This window comes from Ruegeria halocynthiae (assembly GCF_900106805.1).
GTDB lineage: Bacteria > Pseudomonadota > Alphaproteobacteria > Rhodobacterales > Rhodobacteraceae > Ruegeria > Ruegeria halocynthiae.
In genome coordinates, this window is record NZ_FNNP01000001.1 from 988758 (window position 1) to 1005235 (window position 16478).

Annotated in this window: 13 protein-coding genes; 7 read left to right on the plus strand and 6 right to left on the minus strand. The window is 56.1% G+C overall.

The features are described 5' to 3' along the window. Positions 1-16 precede the first annotated feature (16 nt). Positions 17-1633, minus strand: a complete 1617-nt coding sequence (glpD, locus tag BLU89_RS05010) for a glycerol-3-phosphate dehydrogenase (protein ID WP_074734957.1) — start codon at positions 1631-1633, stop codon at positions 17-19. Positions 1634-1824: 191 nt separating this feature from the next. Here glpD and BLU89_RS05015 point away from each other — a divergent pair, with 191 nt between their 5' ends. The 4 genes from BLU89_RS05015 to BLU89_RS05030 all read left to right on the plus strand — a co-directional run bounded on the left by BLU89_RS05015 (position 1825) and on the right by BLU89_RS05030 (position 5763). After that, positions 1825-2583, plus strand: coding sequence for a DeoR/GlpR family DNA-binding transcription regulator (locus BLU89_RS05015; RefSeq protein ID WP_074734958.1), 759 nt, complete (start codon positions 1825-1827; stop codon positions 2581-2583). A gap of 88 nt (positions 2584-2671) precedes the next feature. After that, a complete protein-coding gene (locus tag BLU89_RS05020) occupies positions 2672-3034 on the plus strand; it encodes a DUF3302 domain-containing protein (RefSeq protein WP_074734960.1) in 363 nt (120 codons plus the stop codon). 21 nt (positions 3035-3055) lie between these two features. After that, positions 3056-4201 carry an HlyD family secretion protein gene (locus BLU89_RS05025; protein ID WP_074734961.1) on the plus strand — a complete coding sequence of 382 codons (1146 nt, stop codon included), beginning with the start codon at positions 3056-3058 and terminating at the stop codon, positions 4199-4201. A gap of 11 nt (positions 4202-4212) precedes the next feature. Continuing rightward, positions 4213-5763, plus strand: coding sequence for an efflux transporter outer membrane subunit (locus tag BLU89_RS05030; RefSeq protein ID WP_245709660.1), 1551 nt, complete (start codon positions 4213-4215; stop codon positions 5761-5763). 3 nt (positions 5764-5766) lie between these two features. Here the strand turns inward: BLU89_RS05030 and mprF are convergent, their stop codons facing one another. Both mprF and BLU89_RS05040 read right to left on the minus strand, forming a co-directional pair. Continuing rightward, positions 5767-8373: a bifunctional lysylphosphatidylglycerol flippase/synthetase MprF gene (mprF, locus tag BLU89_RS05035; protein ID WP_074734964.1), complete on the minus strand. Its 2607-nt coding sequence runs from the start codon at positions 8371-8373 to the stop codon at positions 5767-5769. 91 nt (positions 8374-8464) lie between these two features. Next, positions 8465-8893, minus strand: coding sequence for an Lrp/AsnC family transcriptional regulator (locus BLU89_RS05040; protein ID WP_074734966.1), 429 nt, complete (start codon positions 8891-8893; stop codon positions 8465-8467). Between the two features lie 86 nt (positions 8894-8979). Here BLU89_RS05040 and rocF point away from each other — a divergent pair, with 86 nt between their 5' ends. After that, positions 8980-9900, plus strand: a complete 921-nt coding sequence (rocF, locus tag BLU89_RS05045) for an arginase (protein WP_074734967.1) — start codon at positions 8980-8982, stop codon at positions 9898-9900. Beyond that, positions 9900-10943, plus strand: a complete 1044-nt coding sequence (locus BLU89_RS05050) for an ornithine cyclodeaminase (RefSeq protein ID WP_074734969.1) — start codon at positions 9900-9902, stop codon at positions 10941-10943. The genes rocF and BLU89_RS05050 overlap by 1 nt, the downstream gene beginning before the upstream one ends. Positions 10944-10991: 48 nt before the next feature. On the opposite strand, the gene BLU89_RS05055 is transcribed toward BLU89_RS05050, so the two are convergent. Genes BLU89_RS05055 through BLU89_RS05065 form a run of 3 tightly spaced genes read right to left on the minus strand, consistent with a single transcriptional unit; the run spans position 10992 to position 14105 of the window. Beyond that, entirely contained in the window at positions 10992-12395 is a 1404-nt protein-coding gene (locus tag BLU89_RS05055; protein ID WP_074734970.1) for a TRAP transporter large permease, read from the minus strand. A gap of 3 nt (positions 12396-12398) precedes the next feature. Continuing rightward, the gene (locus BLU89_RS05060; protein ID WP_074734972.1) at positions 12399-13028 is read right to left on the minus strand and encodes a TRAP transporter small permease subunit; all 630 of its coding nucleotides are present in this window, start codon (positions 13026-13028) and stop codon (positions 12399-12401) included. 60 nt (positions 13029-13088) lie between these two features. Beyond that, on the minus strand, positions 13089-14105 hold the full coding sequence (locus tag BLU89_RS05065; RefSeq protein WP_074734974.1) for a C4-dicarboxylate TRAP transporter substrate-binding protein: 1017 nt from the start codon (positions 14103-14105) through the stop codon (positions 13089-13091). Between the two features lie 408 nt (positions 14106-14513). Between BLU89_RS05065 and acs the strand changes: the two genes are divergently transcribed. Continuing rightward, positions 14514-16478, plus strand: a complete 1965-nt coding sequence (acs, locus tag BLU89_RS05070; protein WP_074734975.1) for an acetate--CoA ligase — start codon at positions 14514-14516, stop codon at positions 16476-16478.

Here is a 16478-nt window from a genome sequence, read left to right on the forward strand (position 1 = left end):
TAAAACGCCCCGCTAATCAGCGGGGCTTTTTTTGTCCAGCGGTCTGATGCGTGTCGTTGGCGTCTAACCTAGTAGCCATCCAATTTTCGATCCGGCCAACCTGATCAGAGCTGAGCCGCAGACCCAGTTTGTTACGCCGCCAAACAACATCTTCTGCAGTGCGCGCGTATTCCTTATCCATTAACCAGGTCAGTTCGATCTCGGTCAGCGTCGCCCCAAAGTCCTCACCCAGATCGCTCGTTTCTTTTGCTGGTCCCAGTATTTCCCAAACTTCTGTGCCATAGGCCCGGACAAGCCGATGCGCCCAAAACTTGGTAAGGAACGGATAATCTGTCTGCACCTGCCGGATCAAATCTGAAACGCCCTGAACCGGGAAGTCCCCTCCGGGCAGTGCTACGCCAGCAGTCCACGGCCCCGAGGGATCAGGAAAATGCATGCCTACCTTCTCCAATGCGCTTTCCGCGAGGCGTCGATAGGTGGTGATCTTGCCGCCAAAGACATTTAGGACCGGTGCCCCACCCTCGGCATCGACTTTCAGGGTATAGTCCCGTGTCGCCGCCGTGGCGCTGCTTGCACCATCATCATACAGGGGACGAACACCAGAGTAAGTCCATACGATGTCGGCGCGTGTCACTGGTTTTGCGAAGTATTTTGATGCAAAGGCGCATAAATAATCCTGCTCGGCGTCAGTGCAGACCGGCGGCTCAGAGGGATCTGAATGATCCTGATCCGTCGTCCCGATCAAGGTAAAATCCTGCTCATACGGGATAGCAAAGATTATGCGCCCATCCTCGCCCTGAAAGAAATAGCACTTGTCGTGATCAAAAAGCTTGGGCGTTACGATATGGCTGCCACGGACCAGCCGGACCCCTTCACGAGAGTTCACATGGATTTTAGTCTGGATGATGTCACCGACCCACGGGCCACCCGCGTTGATCAGCATCTTTGCGAAGACGGTCTCGGTCTTTCCGCTGTCCTGATCACGGATCGTTACCTTCCACAGGTCATCGACCCGCTCGGCCGAAAGAACCTCGGTCCGAACCTTGATCTTTGCACCGCGCGCTTCTGCATCGCGGGCGTTCAGCACCACCAGTCGCGAATCCTCGACCCAGCAATCTGAATACTCATAGGCCGTTTCAAACTTGTCCTGCAGAGGGGCCCCCTCGGGCGCCGCACGCAGGTTCAACGATCGGGTTCCGGGCAGAATTTCGCGGCCGCCCAAATTGTCGTACAGAAACAGACCCAGCCGGATCAACCAAGCTGGGCGGCGCCCACGCATCCAAGGCATCACCGTGCTCAGCAACCGCGAGGTTGGCGTTTCGGAATCAAAGCGCATATCGGCGTGATACGGCAGCACGAAGCGCATCGGCCAACTGATATGGGGCATCGCGCGCAGCAGCGTCTCTCGCTCAATCAGGGCTTCGCGAACCAGGCGGAACTCGAAGAACTCCAGATATCTCAGCCCGCCATGAAACAGCTTGGTCGAGGCCGAAGACGTGGCCGAAGCCAGATCGTTCATCTCGGCCAATGTGACCGAAAGCCCCCGCCCCGCTGCATCCCGTGCGATACCGCATCCGTTGATGCCCCCGCCGATGACAAAAAGATCGGTTAGCTGGCTGCTGTCATGTGACATATCCAAACGATTCCCCAAGGTGGCAGTTGCACGCGCATTAGCTCTACGGTGCTTCGTATCGTCAATACTAATTTTCGATAATGTTCGTATTAGATCATTACGAAAAGAAATATTAGCCGTTTGTGGCGATATTTCTTGCTCATCCCCTAAAAAAGAACAAAAACGAATGTATCAAAACCCGGAGCCCACTTATGTCCCTATCATTTCGTCAATCGGACATTCTTGAAATCGCCAGGGAAGACGGCCGCGTCACGGTCGAAGGGTTAGCCGACCGGTTTCAGGTTACGGTTCAGACCATTCGCCGAGATCTGGCCGAGCTGTCCGAAGCCGGTAAGTTGGATCGGGTTCATGGGGGTGCTGTCCTGCGTTCGGGCGTATCCAATATCGGTTACGAAGACCGGCGCGCGCTGAACCATGAGGCCAAGACCCGCATCGCCGAACGTTGCGCTGCGAACATCTCCGAGGGCAGTTCAGTTTTCATGAATATCGGCACCTCGACCGAGGCCGTTGCACGCCAGATGCTCCATCACAAAAACCTCATGGTCGTGACCAACAACATGAACGTGGCCCATATTCTGGCCGAAAGCTCGGATTGTCAGATCGTCGTCGCAGGCGGTGTTTTACGTCGGTCGGATAGCGGGCTGGTCGGAAATCTGGCGGTCTCGACCATCCGCCAGTTTAAGTTCGATCACGCCATCATTGGCTGCTCGGCTATGGACCCGGCCGGAGATCTGATGGATTTCGATCTTCAAGAGGTGCTGGTCAGCCAAACAATCATCGAACAGGCCCGGCACATCAGCCTTGTGGCGGATACCTCCAAGTTTCAACGAACAGCTCCGGCCCGCATTGCTTCGCTGGCTGATGTTGATACGGTTTATACCGACAAAGCACTGCCTGGTGACTTGACTGCTAAATGCAAACACTGGAAGACCAAAATAGTCGAATGCTAGTGCACCCCTCCGATCAGCCATAAATTGATTGATTGACTAGACATCAGCGCCCGAGGATGGAACAGTTTCCCCAACAGGAGGCGCGAGCATGGGACTTTTGGGGCAGCCGCTGGGCTACTATGACTATCTGACATTTGTGGCACTCATTCTGCTGCTGGCTGCGGTGATGGCACTGTTTCTGTTTATCATGGGACTGCCTGGACGTATTGCGATAAAGCGCAACCACCCTCATGCCGAGGCGGTCAAGATCATGGGTTGGATGGGGTTTCTTGCCATTGTCCCATGGGTGCATGCCTTCATCTGGGCCTTCCACGACGGCGTAACCGTGGACATGCGTCGTGGCCCAGAGGACGAGCGCAAAGCGATCCGGGATGAGATCAAGCGTCTGGGGGGAACCGTCAGACCGGAATACCAGGACCCTCTGGATACAGACGAAACAAAACAAGCCTAAGGCCAAAGGAATTCAACACTCATGTTCGTCGCCCTTGGCATCACGCTATTCTACATCATTTTTGTCTGGTTCATCTTCTTCAAGGTGCAATGGCTGAAATTCAACATCATGTGGGGGATCGTCTCCTTCTGGGTGGGCGCACATCTTCTGCTGATCTTTCTGGTGGCATTGAGGTTCTTTCAGCCTTTTTCAGTCGACAGCCATGTGGTGCGATCCACAATTCAGATTGTCCCACGCCTGACACAGCCCACAATCCTGTCCGAAGTTCTGGTGGAGCCCAACACCTGGGTCACTAAGGGTGAGCCGCTGTATCAATTCGATGATACCGTGTTTTCGCTGGCGGTGGACAAGGCGAATGCCCAATTGGTGGCGGCACAGCAAAACGCAAAAATTCTGGAACAGGACGTCATCGCTGCAAGCGAGGCGGTTGAACGTGCGAATGCGCAATTGGCGTATGCCCAGACGGAACAGGCGCGGTACGAGAACCTTGTTCCGGCAGGTGGAGCGCGTCAGGACGAACTTGACCGCTGGAATGAGCAGGTCGCAGAAGATCAGGCAAAGATTAAGGAAGCCCAAGCCAATCTTGAAAAGGCCAACCTGGCGATCGACTCACAGATCGACGGGGTGAATACCGGCATTCTGGAGGCCGAGGCTCAGCTGGCCGAGGCAGAGTATTTCCTTGAAAACACAACGATCTACGCACCTGAGAACGGCATGATTGTCTCGCAACAAGCACGTCCAGGTATGGTTGTGGGCGAAATTCGACTGGGTGCTATCGCTAGCTTCGTCACCGAGGAAAGCCCATATATTCTCGCCACCTTCCGCCAACAGAACCTGAAGTTCGTGGAAGTCGGGCAACCGGTTGAAGTTGCTCTGGATCTTTATCCCGGTGAAATTCTGACGGGTAAGGTCGAAGCCGTCTGGTGGGCGACGCGGCAAGGCCAATATCTGCCCTCGGGCCGCCTGCCCGGCTTTGAGTTACCAAAGCTACCGGGCCGGATTGCGGTTCAAATCTCGGTCGATGTGCCCGAGGGACATACCTTCCCTGCTGGTGGCCACGCTGCCGTGGCGATCTACACCGGTATGGGAAAAAGTTTTGAGTTCCTGAGGCGCATCAATATCCGTCTCTATTCCTTTGCCAACTTCATCCGGCCACTGGATATCTGAGGATGCGCACCATGACGCTCCGCCGGTTGTTAGGTACCGCCTTTTGCGCCGCTACACTCGCCGCCTGTACCCCGGTGGGACCGGATTTCGTACGCCCTAACTCTCCGGTCGTGAAGCAATGGATCGAGGTCAACAACCCTAGCACGGGCCAAAGCGGCCTGACTTCGCGCAGCGCCCCTGTCGTGCGCTGGTGGGAAACATTCAACGATCCGACGCTGAATAAGCTGATTGCCGAAGCCTATGCCCAGAACCTGTCCTTACAGGTCGCAGGTGCCCGCGTATTGCAGGCGCGCGCGCAACTTGGCATCGCCTTTGGTGAGCTTTACCCGCAGTCGCAGGCCGTTGGAGGTTCACTGCAGCGCCGCCAGATCAGCGACAACCTTGGACCCATTTCGGATATCCGGCGGATCATTCCTCTGGACACCGAATTCTCAACCTCGCAGGTGGGTTTTGACGCGCAATGGGAACTGGATGTTTGGGGCCAGCAAAGACGCGGCGTTCAGGCCGCGCGGTCGAACCTCGCGTTGCAGGTTGCCAATTATGACGACGCTCTTGTGACGCTGACCGGCGATGTCGCAGCGCTGTATATCAACATCCGCTCCTTACAGGAGGCACTGCGCATTGCGCGGGAAAACATTGCGATCCAGCAGGAATCGGCAGACCTGACCCAGCTTCGTTTCAACAACGGCGTGACAACCGAGTTGGATGTGCAGGAATCAACCGCCCTACTCAACAACACCAAAGCGCTAGTCCCTGAGCTGGAAAGTGACATTCAGCAAGCCAAAAACGCGCTGGCTGTTCTGTTGGGGAAAACACCGTCTCAGATGGCGGGTTTGCTCGGCAATTCCGGGCGTATCCCCTCTGCACGCGCCAATGTAGCCGTTGGTGTGCCAGCTGAATTGCTGCGGCGACGCCCGGACGTAAGGGCCGCAGAATTGGCAGCTGCCACGCAATCGGCGCAGGTTGGCATCGCTTTGGCCGATCTGTATCCGCAGTTCATCCTGTCGGGTGCGATCGGGCTGCAGGCCTCGGGCGGGCGCGATCTGTTCAGCACCAGCAGCGCCACTGGGTTAGCCAATGCCGGCGTCGTCTGGAACGTCCTGAATTATGGCCGCATCAAGAACAATGTCCGTGCTCAGGACGCCGCTTATCAGGCGCTGATCGCCAATTATCAGAACACCGTATTGACCGCCTACTCCGAGGTCGAAAGCGCGATGGTTGCCTATGCACAGGCGCGTAAACAGGTCACCTTCTACCAACGCAGCGTCGAGGCGTCGCGCAAGGCCGCAGATATTGCCGTCGATCAGTATCGCGACGGCATCGCCAGCTATTCGCGTATACTGAACACACAGACCGCCCTACTGCGATCGCAAGCGAACCTGATCGAGGCCCGTCAGGAGGTCTCGTCCAATCTGGTTGCGATTTACAAAGGGTTGGGTGGCGGCTGGCAGATCAGGCAGAATCAGGAATTCCTGCCCCAGGCGGTTCTGGCCGAAATGGCCTATCGCACTGATTGGGGCGACCTTCTGGAGAAAACGCCAACCGGTGCCAGCTTGAACTGATCGCTATTTCGTCAGACCGCGCAGGCCGCCCGAAATCAGGATGTTCACCTCGTAGAGGATACGTGGTGCGGCCAAGCCACCTGGGCTGGCCAGGTAGTTCGGGCTCCATTCCGGATCGAATTTCTGCTTAAAGACACGCAGACCTTCGAAATGATAAAACTGCTCGCCATGTTCATAGACGAACCCACCAATCCGGTTCCAAAGCGAGGCCAGTTGCCGGTTCTCAATCCCTGAAAACGGCGCGGCCCCCAACGAGAACCAGTGGAACCCTTGTTCAGAGCCCCAGACCATCATCTCGGCAAACAGCGCATCCATGACAAAGCTAGGGCTGTCGGGTTCATAGCGCATCAGGTCCAGCGACAATTCAGACTTGTTGCCCCCCTGAAACAGATTGGCAAACGCCATGATCTTGCCGGTCTCATCCCGAAGAACAGCGTGGTCGAAATAGGACAGGTAGTCATCGTCGAAACCGCCCAGGGCAAATCCCTTTTCCTCACCTGCCTTCTGCGCCAGCCAGTCGTCTGATATTTTCCGAATTTCCGGCAATACCGGCGCAAGCTGTTCCTTGGGGATGATTTCAAACGTATACCCCTCACGCTCGGCCCGGTTTTTGGCCTGCCGGAACCGTTTGCGCGATTTTCCGTCCAGTGAGAAATCCTGCAGCGGCACGCGGGCCACCTCTCCGATCTTCAGAATCGACAGGCCGAGGTCCAAAAACGTAGGCAGGTACTTGGTCGATACACTGTAGAAAGCACAAAGCTTGCCTTCGCGGTCAGCCATTTCCCGCAATTGCCAGATCAGTTGCTGACCGGCCTTTTCATCGCCCACCGGCTCTCCCTTGGTGATAAGCGCATTGCCAGTATCGGCAAAGGCAAGGAATGCGGTTTCATCGGGCGAAATCAGGAACTGCTTATCCCCTGTCAGCGATATCTGGGACTCGGTGTCTTCGCTGTCCATCACAAGTCGTTCGACCGCTTCAGGTATCTCCGTGCGAACCGGCACCGGGATTTCACGACCAAAGAGAGAGTTCACAGCGACGATGCCGAGGATCACCGCGACAACAAGACTTGACCGCAAGAAGCGTGAGGCGTCGCCATTCCAGGCAAAGTCCCACCATAACGCGTTTTCGTATTCCACATGAGAATAGGCGAATAAACCGATCCAGAAGATCACTGCCAACAATGCGACAACGCTGACCAGCCATGGGATATTCAGCCGAAAGATTGACGCCCCGCTGACCCGGTAGAACGCGCCCCTGAACATCGCCAAAAGGCCAATAGTGAACAGCAAGGACAGAGCTTCATGGGTATCAAGCCCTTTGGCAAGCGAGGCAAAAAACCCTGCCGCCATCAACAGCATGGCAACCACCCAGGCGCGATAAAGCTTGCGAAAAAGTCCGCGTGAAACCAGCAGCAGCAAAAGACCCACCGCGCTGCCCGCGAGGTGAGAGGCCTCGACAAATGATAATGGCAGAACCTCACGCAACATTCCAAGGCTCTGGGAGCTGGACGGCAAAGCGCCTGAAACCAGCAAGATAACCCCCGCCACTGCCGCAACACCTGCGGCCACCATCGGGACAATGGGGCGAATCGCGCGATAAACCCACGTCATCGCGCCCCCGATGCGCTGGCGCTGGGTCAGCGCCGACGCGACCGCAATCGACAGGCTGGCAATGGCAAACGGCAAGAAGGTATAGACCAGCCGGTACAGCAAAAGCGCAGCAATCACATCCGATCGACCCGATGCCCCGAGGCCGGCAATCAGGGTGGCTTCGAAAACACCAATTCCGCCTGGGGCATGGCTAAGGATACCCACCGCGATTGCGCCAATATAGACTGCGAAGAAGTACGGATAACCAACCCCCAGATCGTCCGGCATCAGCACATATAGCGCCATTGATGCACCGAACAGATCACCAACCGCAGCAACGGTCAGCAAACTGGCAAGTTTACCGCCCGGCAGGTTGAACCCGAACCCGCCAAATGCCAATCGCCGCCCACCGCTTGAAAGCCAGACGAACAAAGCAGTCAGCCCCGCGAGCAGGCACAGGCCTATTACAGTTTCCATTGTCTCACTGATAGGCAGAACCTTGGAAATGCCATCCGGATGTATTGTAAGCAGCAGACCCAAAAGCAGGATCAGCCCCATCCAGAACGCCACCCAAGAGGTCGCAATCACCCCCGCCACGCGCCCCAAATCCAGCCCGAGCGATGCGTAGATGCGATATCGGATCGCAGTGCCAGTGATGTAAGAGAATCCAAGACAATTTGACACCGCGTAACCGCTCGCCCCGGCCATACCTGCCACGGGCAGAGGTACTTTTCCCCCAGCCACGCTCTGCACGGCTAGGACATCATAAAATGAGAGAGACAGAAAACTGAACGCCGTCCAACACAGCGCGAAGAACATGAACTTCCAGGGCTTCGCCGCGATATCACCTTGTATATCTGACCATTTCACATGTGCGGACAGGTCGTGCAGAACCGCGAGCGCAATTCCCGTGATCAACAGCGGAACCACTATCTTGACCAACGGCTTTTCCAACAGCCTTGTTACGCGCTCGGCCAGATTTTCCACGCGCGTCTCTTTGGTGGTCGGCTGTGTGGTCATACCGTTCGTCCCTGCCCTATGATCCTCAGATCAGCGTTAATTCAAAGCTTTGCACGAATCCCTGATCAGTCAAAGTGCCTTGGGCGAACTGTCACGAACGGCCCTTGCGTGTTGAAAGCAGCAGATTGGTTTCGGACCGCGTGATGCCCTCCATCCGTCTGATCTGGAACAACACTTCATCGAGCTCATCCAGAGTATCCGTTCCGATCTCGGCAATCAGATCCCAACTGCCATTGGTCGAATGCACGGCACGAACCTGACGCATCGCAGCGATCCGAGACCTGATCCGCTCGGTCCCGCGACCTTCAATCTCAAGCATCATCAATCCACGCACGGGGCTTTCTGACACACCCTGTCGGGTCACCACCGTGAACCCTACTATTTCTCCGGTTTGCTTGAGACGCTGCAGTCGGCTGCGTACAGTCGTTCGGGTTACCCCAAGCAATTCGGCTAACTCTGACAGCGATGCACGGGCATCCCTGTGCAACGCATTCAACAAGCGATTATCCAATTCGTCCATATGTAACTACCAAATAGAACTTTGTTGATCCAGTTTGCTCAAATTGCCATCTTTTCTCAACTCATATTGTGCCGATAGATAGACTTATGAGCAAATCGAACATTATACTCGCCGGGGCTCCGATGGATGCTGGCAAACATCGCCAGGGTTGTCGTATGGGCCCTGATGCCTACCGTGTCGCAGGGCTTGAACAAGCGCTGTCTGACCTTGGCCATACAGTGACCGACATCGGGGACACTCTCCCGGATGAGGTAGATGTGCCTGAAGACACCCATCTGTTCTCGCTTCCAGAATGCGTGGGCTGGACACAGGCGCTGAGCCGGACCGCGAAAGAGGCCGCCGAGCAGGGCTTGCCGATCTTTTTGGGCGGCGATCACGCGCTATCGATGGGTACTGTGATCGGAATGGCAGCACATGCGGACAAACTCGGGCGCCCGCTTTTCGTTCTTTGGCTGGATGCCCATAGCGATTTTCATACTCCCAACAGCACCGACAGCGGCAATTTACATGGAACACCTGTCGCCTATTTCACCGGGCAGCCGGGATTTGATGCCTTTCCACCTGTGACCACCCCGATCCCGACCGATCATGTTGGTATGATCGGGCTCCGCTCGGTCGACCCTGCTGAACGTTCGGCGTTGGAAAAAGATGACGCGATGCTGGCCGATATGCGCAGCATCGACGAACACGGAATCAAAACACCCCTTCTGGCATTCCTCGATAAAGTGCGCGCAGCAAACGGTATCCTGCATGTCTCATTGGATGTGGATTTCCTGGACCCCTCGATCGCCCCTGCAGTCGGCACTACCGTCCCCGGAGGCGCAACGGAACGCGAGGCACATCTGGTTATGGAATTGCTGCACGAAAGTGGCCTCGTCTGCTCGCTGGACATCGTGGAACTGAATCCGTTCCTCGATGAACGTGGCCGAACTGCAAAACTGATGGTCGATCTCGCCGCCTCGTTGATGGGGCGCCGCATCTTTGACCGCCCGACCCGGAGCTTCTGATGACCCAACCCTCTGACAAGGCCCTGGTGCCTTTTGTTTCCGTCGACAACATGATGCGTCTGGTCCACCACATCGGGCTTGAGCAGATGATCACCCAAATCGCCACACAGATCGAATCCGATTTCAAACGATGGGAAAGCTTTGACAAGACGCCCCGCATCCCGGCCCACTCACCGCATGGTGTCATCGAACTGATGCCAACCTCGGACGGCGAGGCTTATGGGTTCAAATACGTCAACGGGCACCCCAAGAACACATCCGAGGGCCTACAAACCGTAACCGCGTTCGGCCTGTTGGCAGATGTCTACACTGGCTACCCGACATTGTTGACCGAAATGACAATGCTGACCGCGCTGCGCACAGCTGCAACCTCGGCGCTGGTTGGCAAATACCTTGCGCCCAAATCGGCAACGACAATGGCGATGATCGGGAACGGCGCTCAATCCGAGTTCCAGTGCCTCGCTTTCAAGGCCATGTGCGGAATTGATACTGTCCGTCTGTACGACACCGATGCCAACGCAACGGCAAAATGTGCGGCCAATCTTCAGGGCAAAGGGCTTACGGTCGTTGCCTGCAAAACGCCAGAAGAGGCGATTGAAGGCGCACAGATCATCACGACATGCACCGCCGACAAGAAAAACGCGACCATACTGACCGACAACATGGTCGGCCCCGGTGTTCACATCAACGCCATTGGGGGGGATTGCCCCGGCAAGACCGAACTGCACAGCGACATACTTTTGCGTTCAGAGATCTTTGTTGAGTACCCCGAACAAACGCGGATTGAGGGTGAAATTCAGGCTCTGGATTCAGATCACCCCGTCACTGAAATGTGGGAAGTCATGACCGGACAAGCCATGGGGCGCACCGATGATCGGCAGATCACATTGTTTGACAGCGTAGGTTTCGCAATCGAAGATTTCTCGGCCCTTCGATATATCAAAAACGCGATAGAAGGCACTGATTTCTTTGAGCCATTGGATATGCTTGCAGATCCAGATGATCCGCGGGACCTGTTCGGGATGTTGATGCGGGCAGGATAAAGACCCCTCACTACGACAACCAACCCCGGCCTTTGGCCGGGGTTCTTTTCATCCCGCGAGTGATGGCAGATAGAGAACGATCCCCGGAAAGGCCACCAAGAGCGCGATTGTCAGAGCATCGGCGATAAAAAACGGCGTCACGCCTTTGAACACATCCTGAACGCTGAGATCGGGCCGCACTCCGGCAACGACAAAGCAATTCAGGCCGATCGGCGGGGTGATCAGGCAGAACTCGGCCATTTTCACCACCAGAATTCCAAACCAAATCGCACACATCGGCCCGGACATCCCAAAGGCGCTGTCTGCTGCACTAACGGCCTCGCCACCGTTCAGGGCCATCACAGCGGGATAGACAACTGGCAGCGTCAAAAGCAACATGCCGATGGCGTCCATGAACATGCCCAGCACCGCATAAGCCAGCAAGATGCAGATAAGGATCAACATCGGCGACATCTCAAGTGAGGTGATCCAGTCGGAAAATGCTCCTGGCAGATCCGCGAACCCCAAAAAACGCACATAGATCAGGACGCCCCAGATGATCGCAAAGATCATTGCGGTCAACTTGGCGGTTTCAAGCAAGGCCGACTTGAACTCGGGCCAGCGCATTCCGTGGATCAGCGCAAAGCAGAATACGATGAAGGCACCGATCGCTCCGCCTTCTGTCGGGGTGCCCCAGGCCTTGTCACCAAATGGGTTGTAGACAAAGCAGATGATGATGAGGATCACTGCCACGATGGGCAATGCGCCCGGTAGTGCCGCAAAACGTTCCTTCCAGGTAAACCCCGTCACAGGTGGGCCGACGGACTTGAAAATCACAGCAATTCCGACAATCAACAGGCCGTAAATCACTGCTGAAAACGCACCGGGTATGAAGCCGGCAAGCAGCAGTTTGCCCACGTCCTGCTCGACAATAATCGCATAGATCACAAGAATCGCAGATGGCGGGATAAGCGAGGCCAAGGTTCCGCCCGCGGCAACCACTCCGGCCGCGAAACGCTTGTTGTAGCCCACGGCCAACATTTCGGGGATCGCGATACGTGCAAAGACGGCAGATGTGGCGACAGATGCGCCTGAAACTGCCGCGAACCCTGCAGTTGCAAAGATCGTTGAGACGGCCAATCCTCCGGGAACCCACGCGATCCAACGCTTTGCGGCTTCGAACAATGCTCGCGTTAGTCCTGCATAATAAGCCAGATATCCGATCAGAATGAATGTAGGGATCAGGCTGAGTGTATGAGAAGCCACCTTGGAATGCGGAACTTGTCCGGCAGTTTTGACTGCTACCGTTAACGCTTTGCCAAATCGCTCGGGATCATATCCAAACTTTGCCCAGAAGATCCAGATCAGGCCAACCAGCCCTGCAAAAGCAGCTGCAAAAGCCACGCGCATCCCGGTGACCACAAGGGCCAGCAGCCCGGCGGTGACCCAAAGGCCGATTTCAATCGAATCCATGGGTCAGGTACGCCTTTCGAATTGCTCGGCTTCGGCTGCCGCTTGCGCTGCGGCATCCTGTATCAGCGGTACTGCCACAGGTGTCGCAAGTCCCAATACAAGGGCTCGTCCATATCCCCAGGCCTGTAGAACCAGCCGGGCGCACAAAACCGAGAACGCAACCGGCGCCAGCAGTTTTGATGGCCAGATGGGAATTCCGATATCAATCGAACTATCGCGGCTCCAGAGCGGAGCGCCAAGGTCAAAGGAGCGGTCAAAGTGAGACCAACTGCCCCAAACCAGCGCCAACATCAGAAGCAGGATCAGAAGGACCGAGATTAGCTCAAACAACCACAGCGCCCGCCCCTTCAAGCGAGAGATGGCGATATCCATTCGGATATGCCCACCATCGCGCTGAACATAGGATATGCCCAGAAACGCAATCAGGGGCATCGCCTGCTCGATCCAGTCAACGTAACCCGGCAAAGGTGCATTCACTGCATTGCGTCCGCTTACTGACACAACGGCCAGCACCATCAGACCGAACACCGCGAAACCGCTGATCAGCGCCATTAAGCGCTCTAACCGCAACAAATGATGATCCAACCGGCTTAGTAGGCTGCCATCCTCAAGCACCGTGGCATGTCCTGCCATCCCAGTCTTCCTTTGATTGAAGGAAACACCGGGTGCCTTGCGACACCCGGCTTGTGGCGATCAGTTGCCGCCGCGCTGCTGTTGCAGCGTCGCTTGCACCAGATCATAAAGTTCCTGTGCAGGCAGGCCCTGTGCGGTCATGTCTTCGATCCATTTCGCGCGGATTGGATCGGCGGCTTTGGCGCGGAATTCTTCCAGTACAGCGTCGTCGATCTCGACCTTTTCAACGCCTTTTTCTGCCAGTACTCCATCCCACTTCTCAAGCAGCCCGCCATAGTTGGCCAGATAATGCGCAATGGCTTCGTCGATCGAGCTATCCAGCGCCTCGCGGTGATCCGCAGGAAGGGCTTCATAGGCGTCAATATTCACAACCACCGGGCAGTTCACTGTGCCGGGGTTCAGGTTGGCGGTCCACCAATCGGCTTCGTTGATTGTGCCGAAAGACAGATGCGCGTGCTGGGCAAAGGCAACGGTATCAACCACGCCGGACTCCATCGCGTTGTATGCTTCGGTCGCGGGCACAGATGTCGGGACACCTCCGACCGCCTCGAAGGCCTGCCCCAGCCCACCAGTGGCACGCACACGCATACCTTCAAAATCGGCCAGTTCGTCACGCGCGTCTCCGGTGCCAACAATATTGTACTGTGGCATCGGCGACGTCATGATGATCCGCGCATTCCATTGCGCCATCTCATCCTTGACCGCAGGATGATCATAGACCGCGTGACTGACGGCCACCTCTTCATCCAACGTGTTCACGCCAAGGAAGGGCAGTTCCAGCACAGTAATCGCGCGGTTCTTGTCGCGGTGGTACCCCGCGCAGAACTGCGCCATCTCAAACGCACCGATCTCGATCCCGTCCAGATTCTCCTTGGGCTTCGACAATCCGCCATAGCTGACATTGATGGTGAAATCGCCACCGGTTTTCTCGCTGACCAGTTCGGACAGTTTTTCGACATGTTCAGTAAAGGCACGACGCTTGCCCCAGACCGAGGCGTTCCATTCAGTCGCGGCGGCTTCGGTGACAAACGCCACGCTCAGGGCGGCAAGGGCCGCACCGCTCAACATCTTCTTCATTGTGATCTCTCCCTTAGATGCACCCCCTATCGAGGCGCTTGAAAGAGAAGCTAGCGCCTAGTCAGGAAACTGCCAACCCCTGGCTAGAGAAGCTGCGTTACCGCAACCAATCCAAGAGAACAAAGTGCGGGCATGAACTACAGCGTCAGAACCGATCCGTTGAGCGGAAAGATCGTTACACACACCATGTTGTTTTAAATATATATTTGCGATCAAACTCCAAAAATTTGACAATAGTCGTGCAAATTCTGAAATTTATTTACAAAGAAGTTCAAGGATTATCGCAATTTATTTATTTCTTTTCTGATCTCCGTATTATTCAACTCGGGGAGGAAACGGATCGACATTACCCGATCGCCGGGCATTATCGATCCTATGTAATCCAGTCCAGAGGGAGGAGCCTCAAAAATGACCACCGCTGCCCAGGCAGATGCCAAGACCTATCCGCCATCCGCAGAAACCGTCGCTCAGGCGCATGTTGACGCCGACAAGTACACAGATATGTACGCGGCTTCAGTCAACAACCCCGAGGCGTTCTGGGACGAACAGGGCAAGCGGGTTGACTGGATCAAGCCCTATACTCAGGTCAAGGACGTCGATTACAGCTTTGGTTCGGTTGGCATCAACTGGTATGCTGACGGTACGCTGAACGTTTCGGCCAACTGTCTTGATCGTCACTTGAAAAGCCGGGGCGATCAGACGGCCATCATCTGGGAGCCGGATGATCCAAATGATGCGGCCCAGCATATCTCTTACGCCGAACTGCACCGCCGCACCTGCCGGATGGCCAATATTCTGGAATCCATGGGCGTTCGCAAAGGCGACCGTGTGGTCATCTACCTGCCGATGATCCCCGAAGCCGCTTATGCGATGCTGGCCTGTGCAAGAATTGGCGCGATCCATTCGATCGTCTTTGCTGGCTTCTCGCCGGACGCGCTGGCGGCCCGGGTCAATGGCTGCGACGCAAAGGTCGTGATTACTGCAGATGAAGCCCCGCGTGGCGGTCGCAAGACGCCGCTGAAATCCAACGCTGACGCCGCCCTGCTACACTGCAAGGACACAGTGAAATGTCTGGTGGTCAAGCGTACAGGCGGCCAAACCACTTGGATCGCCGACCGTGACTATGACTACAATGAAATGGCGCTTGAAGCGGATGACTATTGCGCGCCCGCCGAGATGAGCGCCGAGGATCCGCTGTTCATTCTGTATACTTCGGGCTCGACAGGTCAGCCAAAAGGTGTCGTGCACACGACCGGTGGCTATCTGGTCTATGCCGCGATGACCCATGAAATCACTTTCGACTATCACGAAGGCGATATCTACTGGTGTACCGCTGACGTGGGCTGGGTCACCGGCCACAGCTATATCGTCTATGGCCCCCTGGCCAATGGTGCGACCACGCTGATGTTCGAAGGTGTGCCGACCTATCCTGATGCCAGCCGATTCTGGCAGGTCTGTGAAAAGCACAAGGTGAACCAGTTTTATACGGCGCCCACCGCGCTGCGCGCCCTGATGGGCCAAGGCAACGAGTGGGTCGAGAAGTGTGACCTGAGCGATCTGCGTATCTTGGGCACCGTCGGAGAACCAATCAATCCCGAAGCCTGGAACTGGTACAACGAAGTTATCGGCGGCGGACGTTGCCCCATCGTGGACACATGGTGGCAAACTGAAACCGGTGGTCACCTGATGACCCCCCTGCCCGGTGCCCATGCGATGAAGCCCGGCTCGGCCATGAAGCCGTTCTTCGGTATCGAGCCGGTGGTTCTGGACCCCCAGTCCGGCGTCGAGATCGAAGGCAATGGCGTCGAAGGCGTTCTTTGTATCAAAGACAGCTGGCCCGGTCAGATGCGTACCGTCTGGGGCGATCATGAGCGGTTCGAGAAGACCTATTTCTCGGATTACAAAGGTTACTATTTCACCGGGGACGGTTGCCGCCGCGATGAAGACGGTGACTATTGGATTACTGGCCGCGTCGACGACGTGATCAACGTCTCGGGTCACCGAATGGGCACTGCTGAAGTGGAAAGTGCGCTGGTCGCTCATGTCGCAGTGGCCGAGGCTGCCGTTGTCGGCTACCCCCATGAAATCAAAGGGCAAGGCATCTATTGCTACGTCACTCTGATGAATGATCGTGAGCCTTCGGATGAGTTGCTGAAAGAGCTGCGTACCTGGGTCCGGACAGAAATCGGCCCGATTGCCAGCCCGGATGTGATCCAGTGGGCCCCTGGCCTACCCAAGACCCGTTCGGGAAAGATCATGCGCCGTATCCTGCGCAAGATCGCCGAGAACGACTTTGGCTCGCTGGGTGACACGTCGACCCTGGCCGATCCTTCGGTGGTCGAAGACCTGATCGAAAACCGAGCGAGCAAGTGA

Coding starts and splice junctions, on each gene's coding strand:
- mprF (WP_074734964.1), bottom strand. CDS start 8,373: ATGACCACACAGCCGACCACCAAAGAGACGCGCGTGGAAAATCTGGCC.
- acs (WP_074734975.1), top strand. CDS start 14,514: ATGACCACCGCTGCCCAGGCAGATGCCAAGACCTATCCGCCATCCGCA.
- BLU89_RS05020 (WP_074734960.1), top strand. CDS start 2,672: ATGGGACTTTTGGGGCAGCCGCTGGGCTACTATGACTATCTGACATTT.
- BLU89_RS05015 (WP_074734958.1), top strand. CDS start 1,825: ATGTCCCTATCATTTCGTCAATCGGACATTCTTGAAATCGCCAGGGAA.
- BLU89_RS05065 (WP_074734974.1), bottom strand. CDS start 14,105: ATGAAGAAGATGTTGAGCGGTGCGGCCCTTGCCGCCCTGAGCGTGGCG.
- BLU89_RS05050 (WP_074734969.1), top strand. CDS start 9,900: ATGACCCAACCCTCTGACAAGGCCCTGGTGCCTTTTGTTTCCGTCGAC.
- BLU89_RS05030 (WP_245709660.1), top strand. CDS start 4,213: ATGACGCTCCGCCGGTTGTTAGGTACCGCCTTTTGCGCCGCTACACTC.
- rocF (WP_074734967.1), top strand. CDS start 8,980: ATGAGCAAATCGAACATTATACTCGCCGGGGCTCCGATGGATGCTGGC.
- BLU89_RS05060 (WP_074734972.1), bottom strand. CDS start 13,028: ATGGCAGGACATGCCACGGTGCTTGAGGATGGCAGCCTACTAAGCCGG.
- BLU89_RS05040 (WP_074734966.1), bottom strand. CDS start 8,893: ATGGACGAATTGGATAATCGCTTGTTGAATGCGTTGCACAGGGATGCC.
- BLU89_RS05025 (WP_074734961.1), top strand. CDS start 3,056: ATGTTCGTCGCCCTTGGCATCACGCTATTCTACATCATTTTTGTCTGG.
- glpD (WP_074734957.1), bottom strand. CDS start 1,633: ATGTCACATGACAGCAGCCAGCTAACCGATCTTTTTGTCATCGGCGGG.
- BLU89_RS05055 (WP_074734970.1), bottom strand. CDS start 12,395: ATGGATTCGATTGAAATCGGCCTTTGGGTCACCGCCGGGCTGCTGGCC.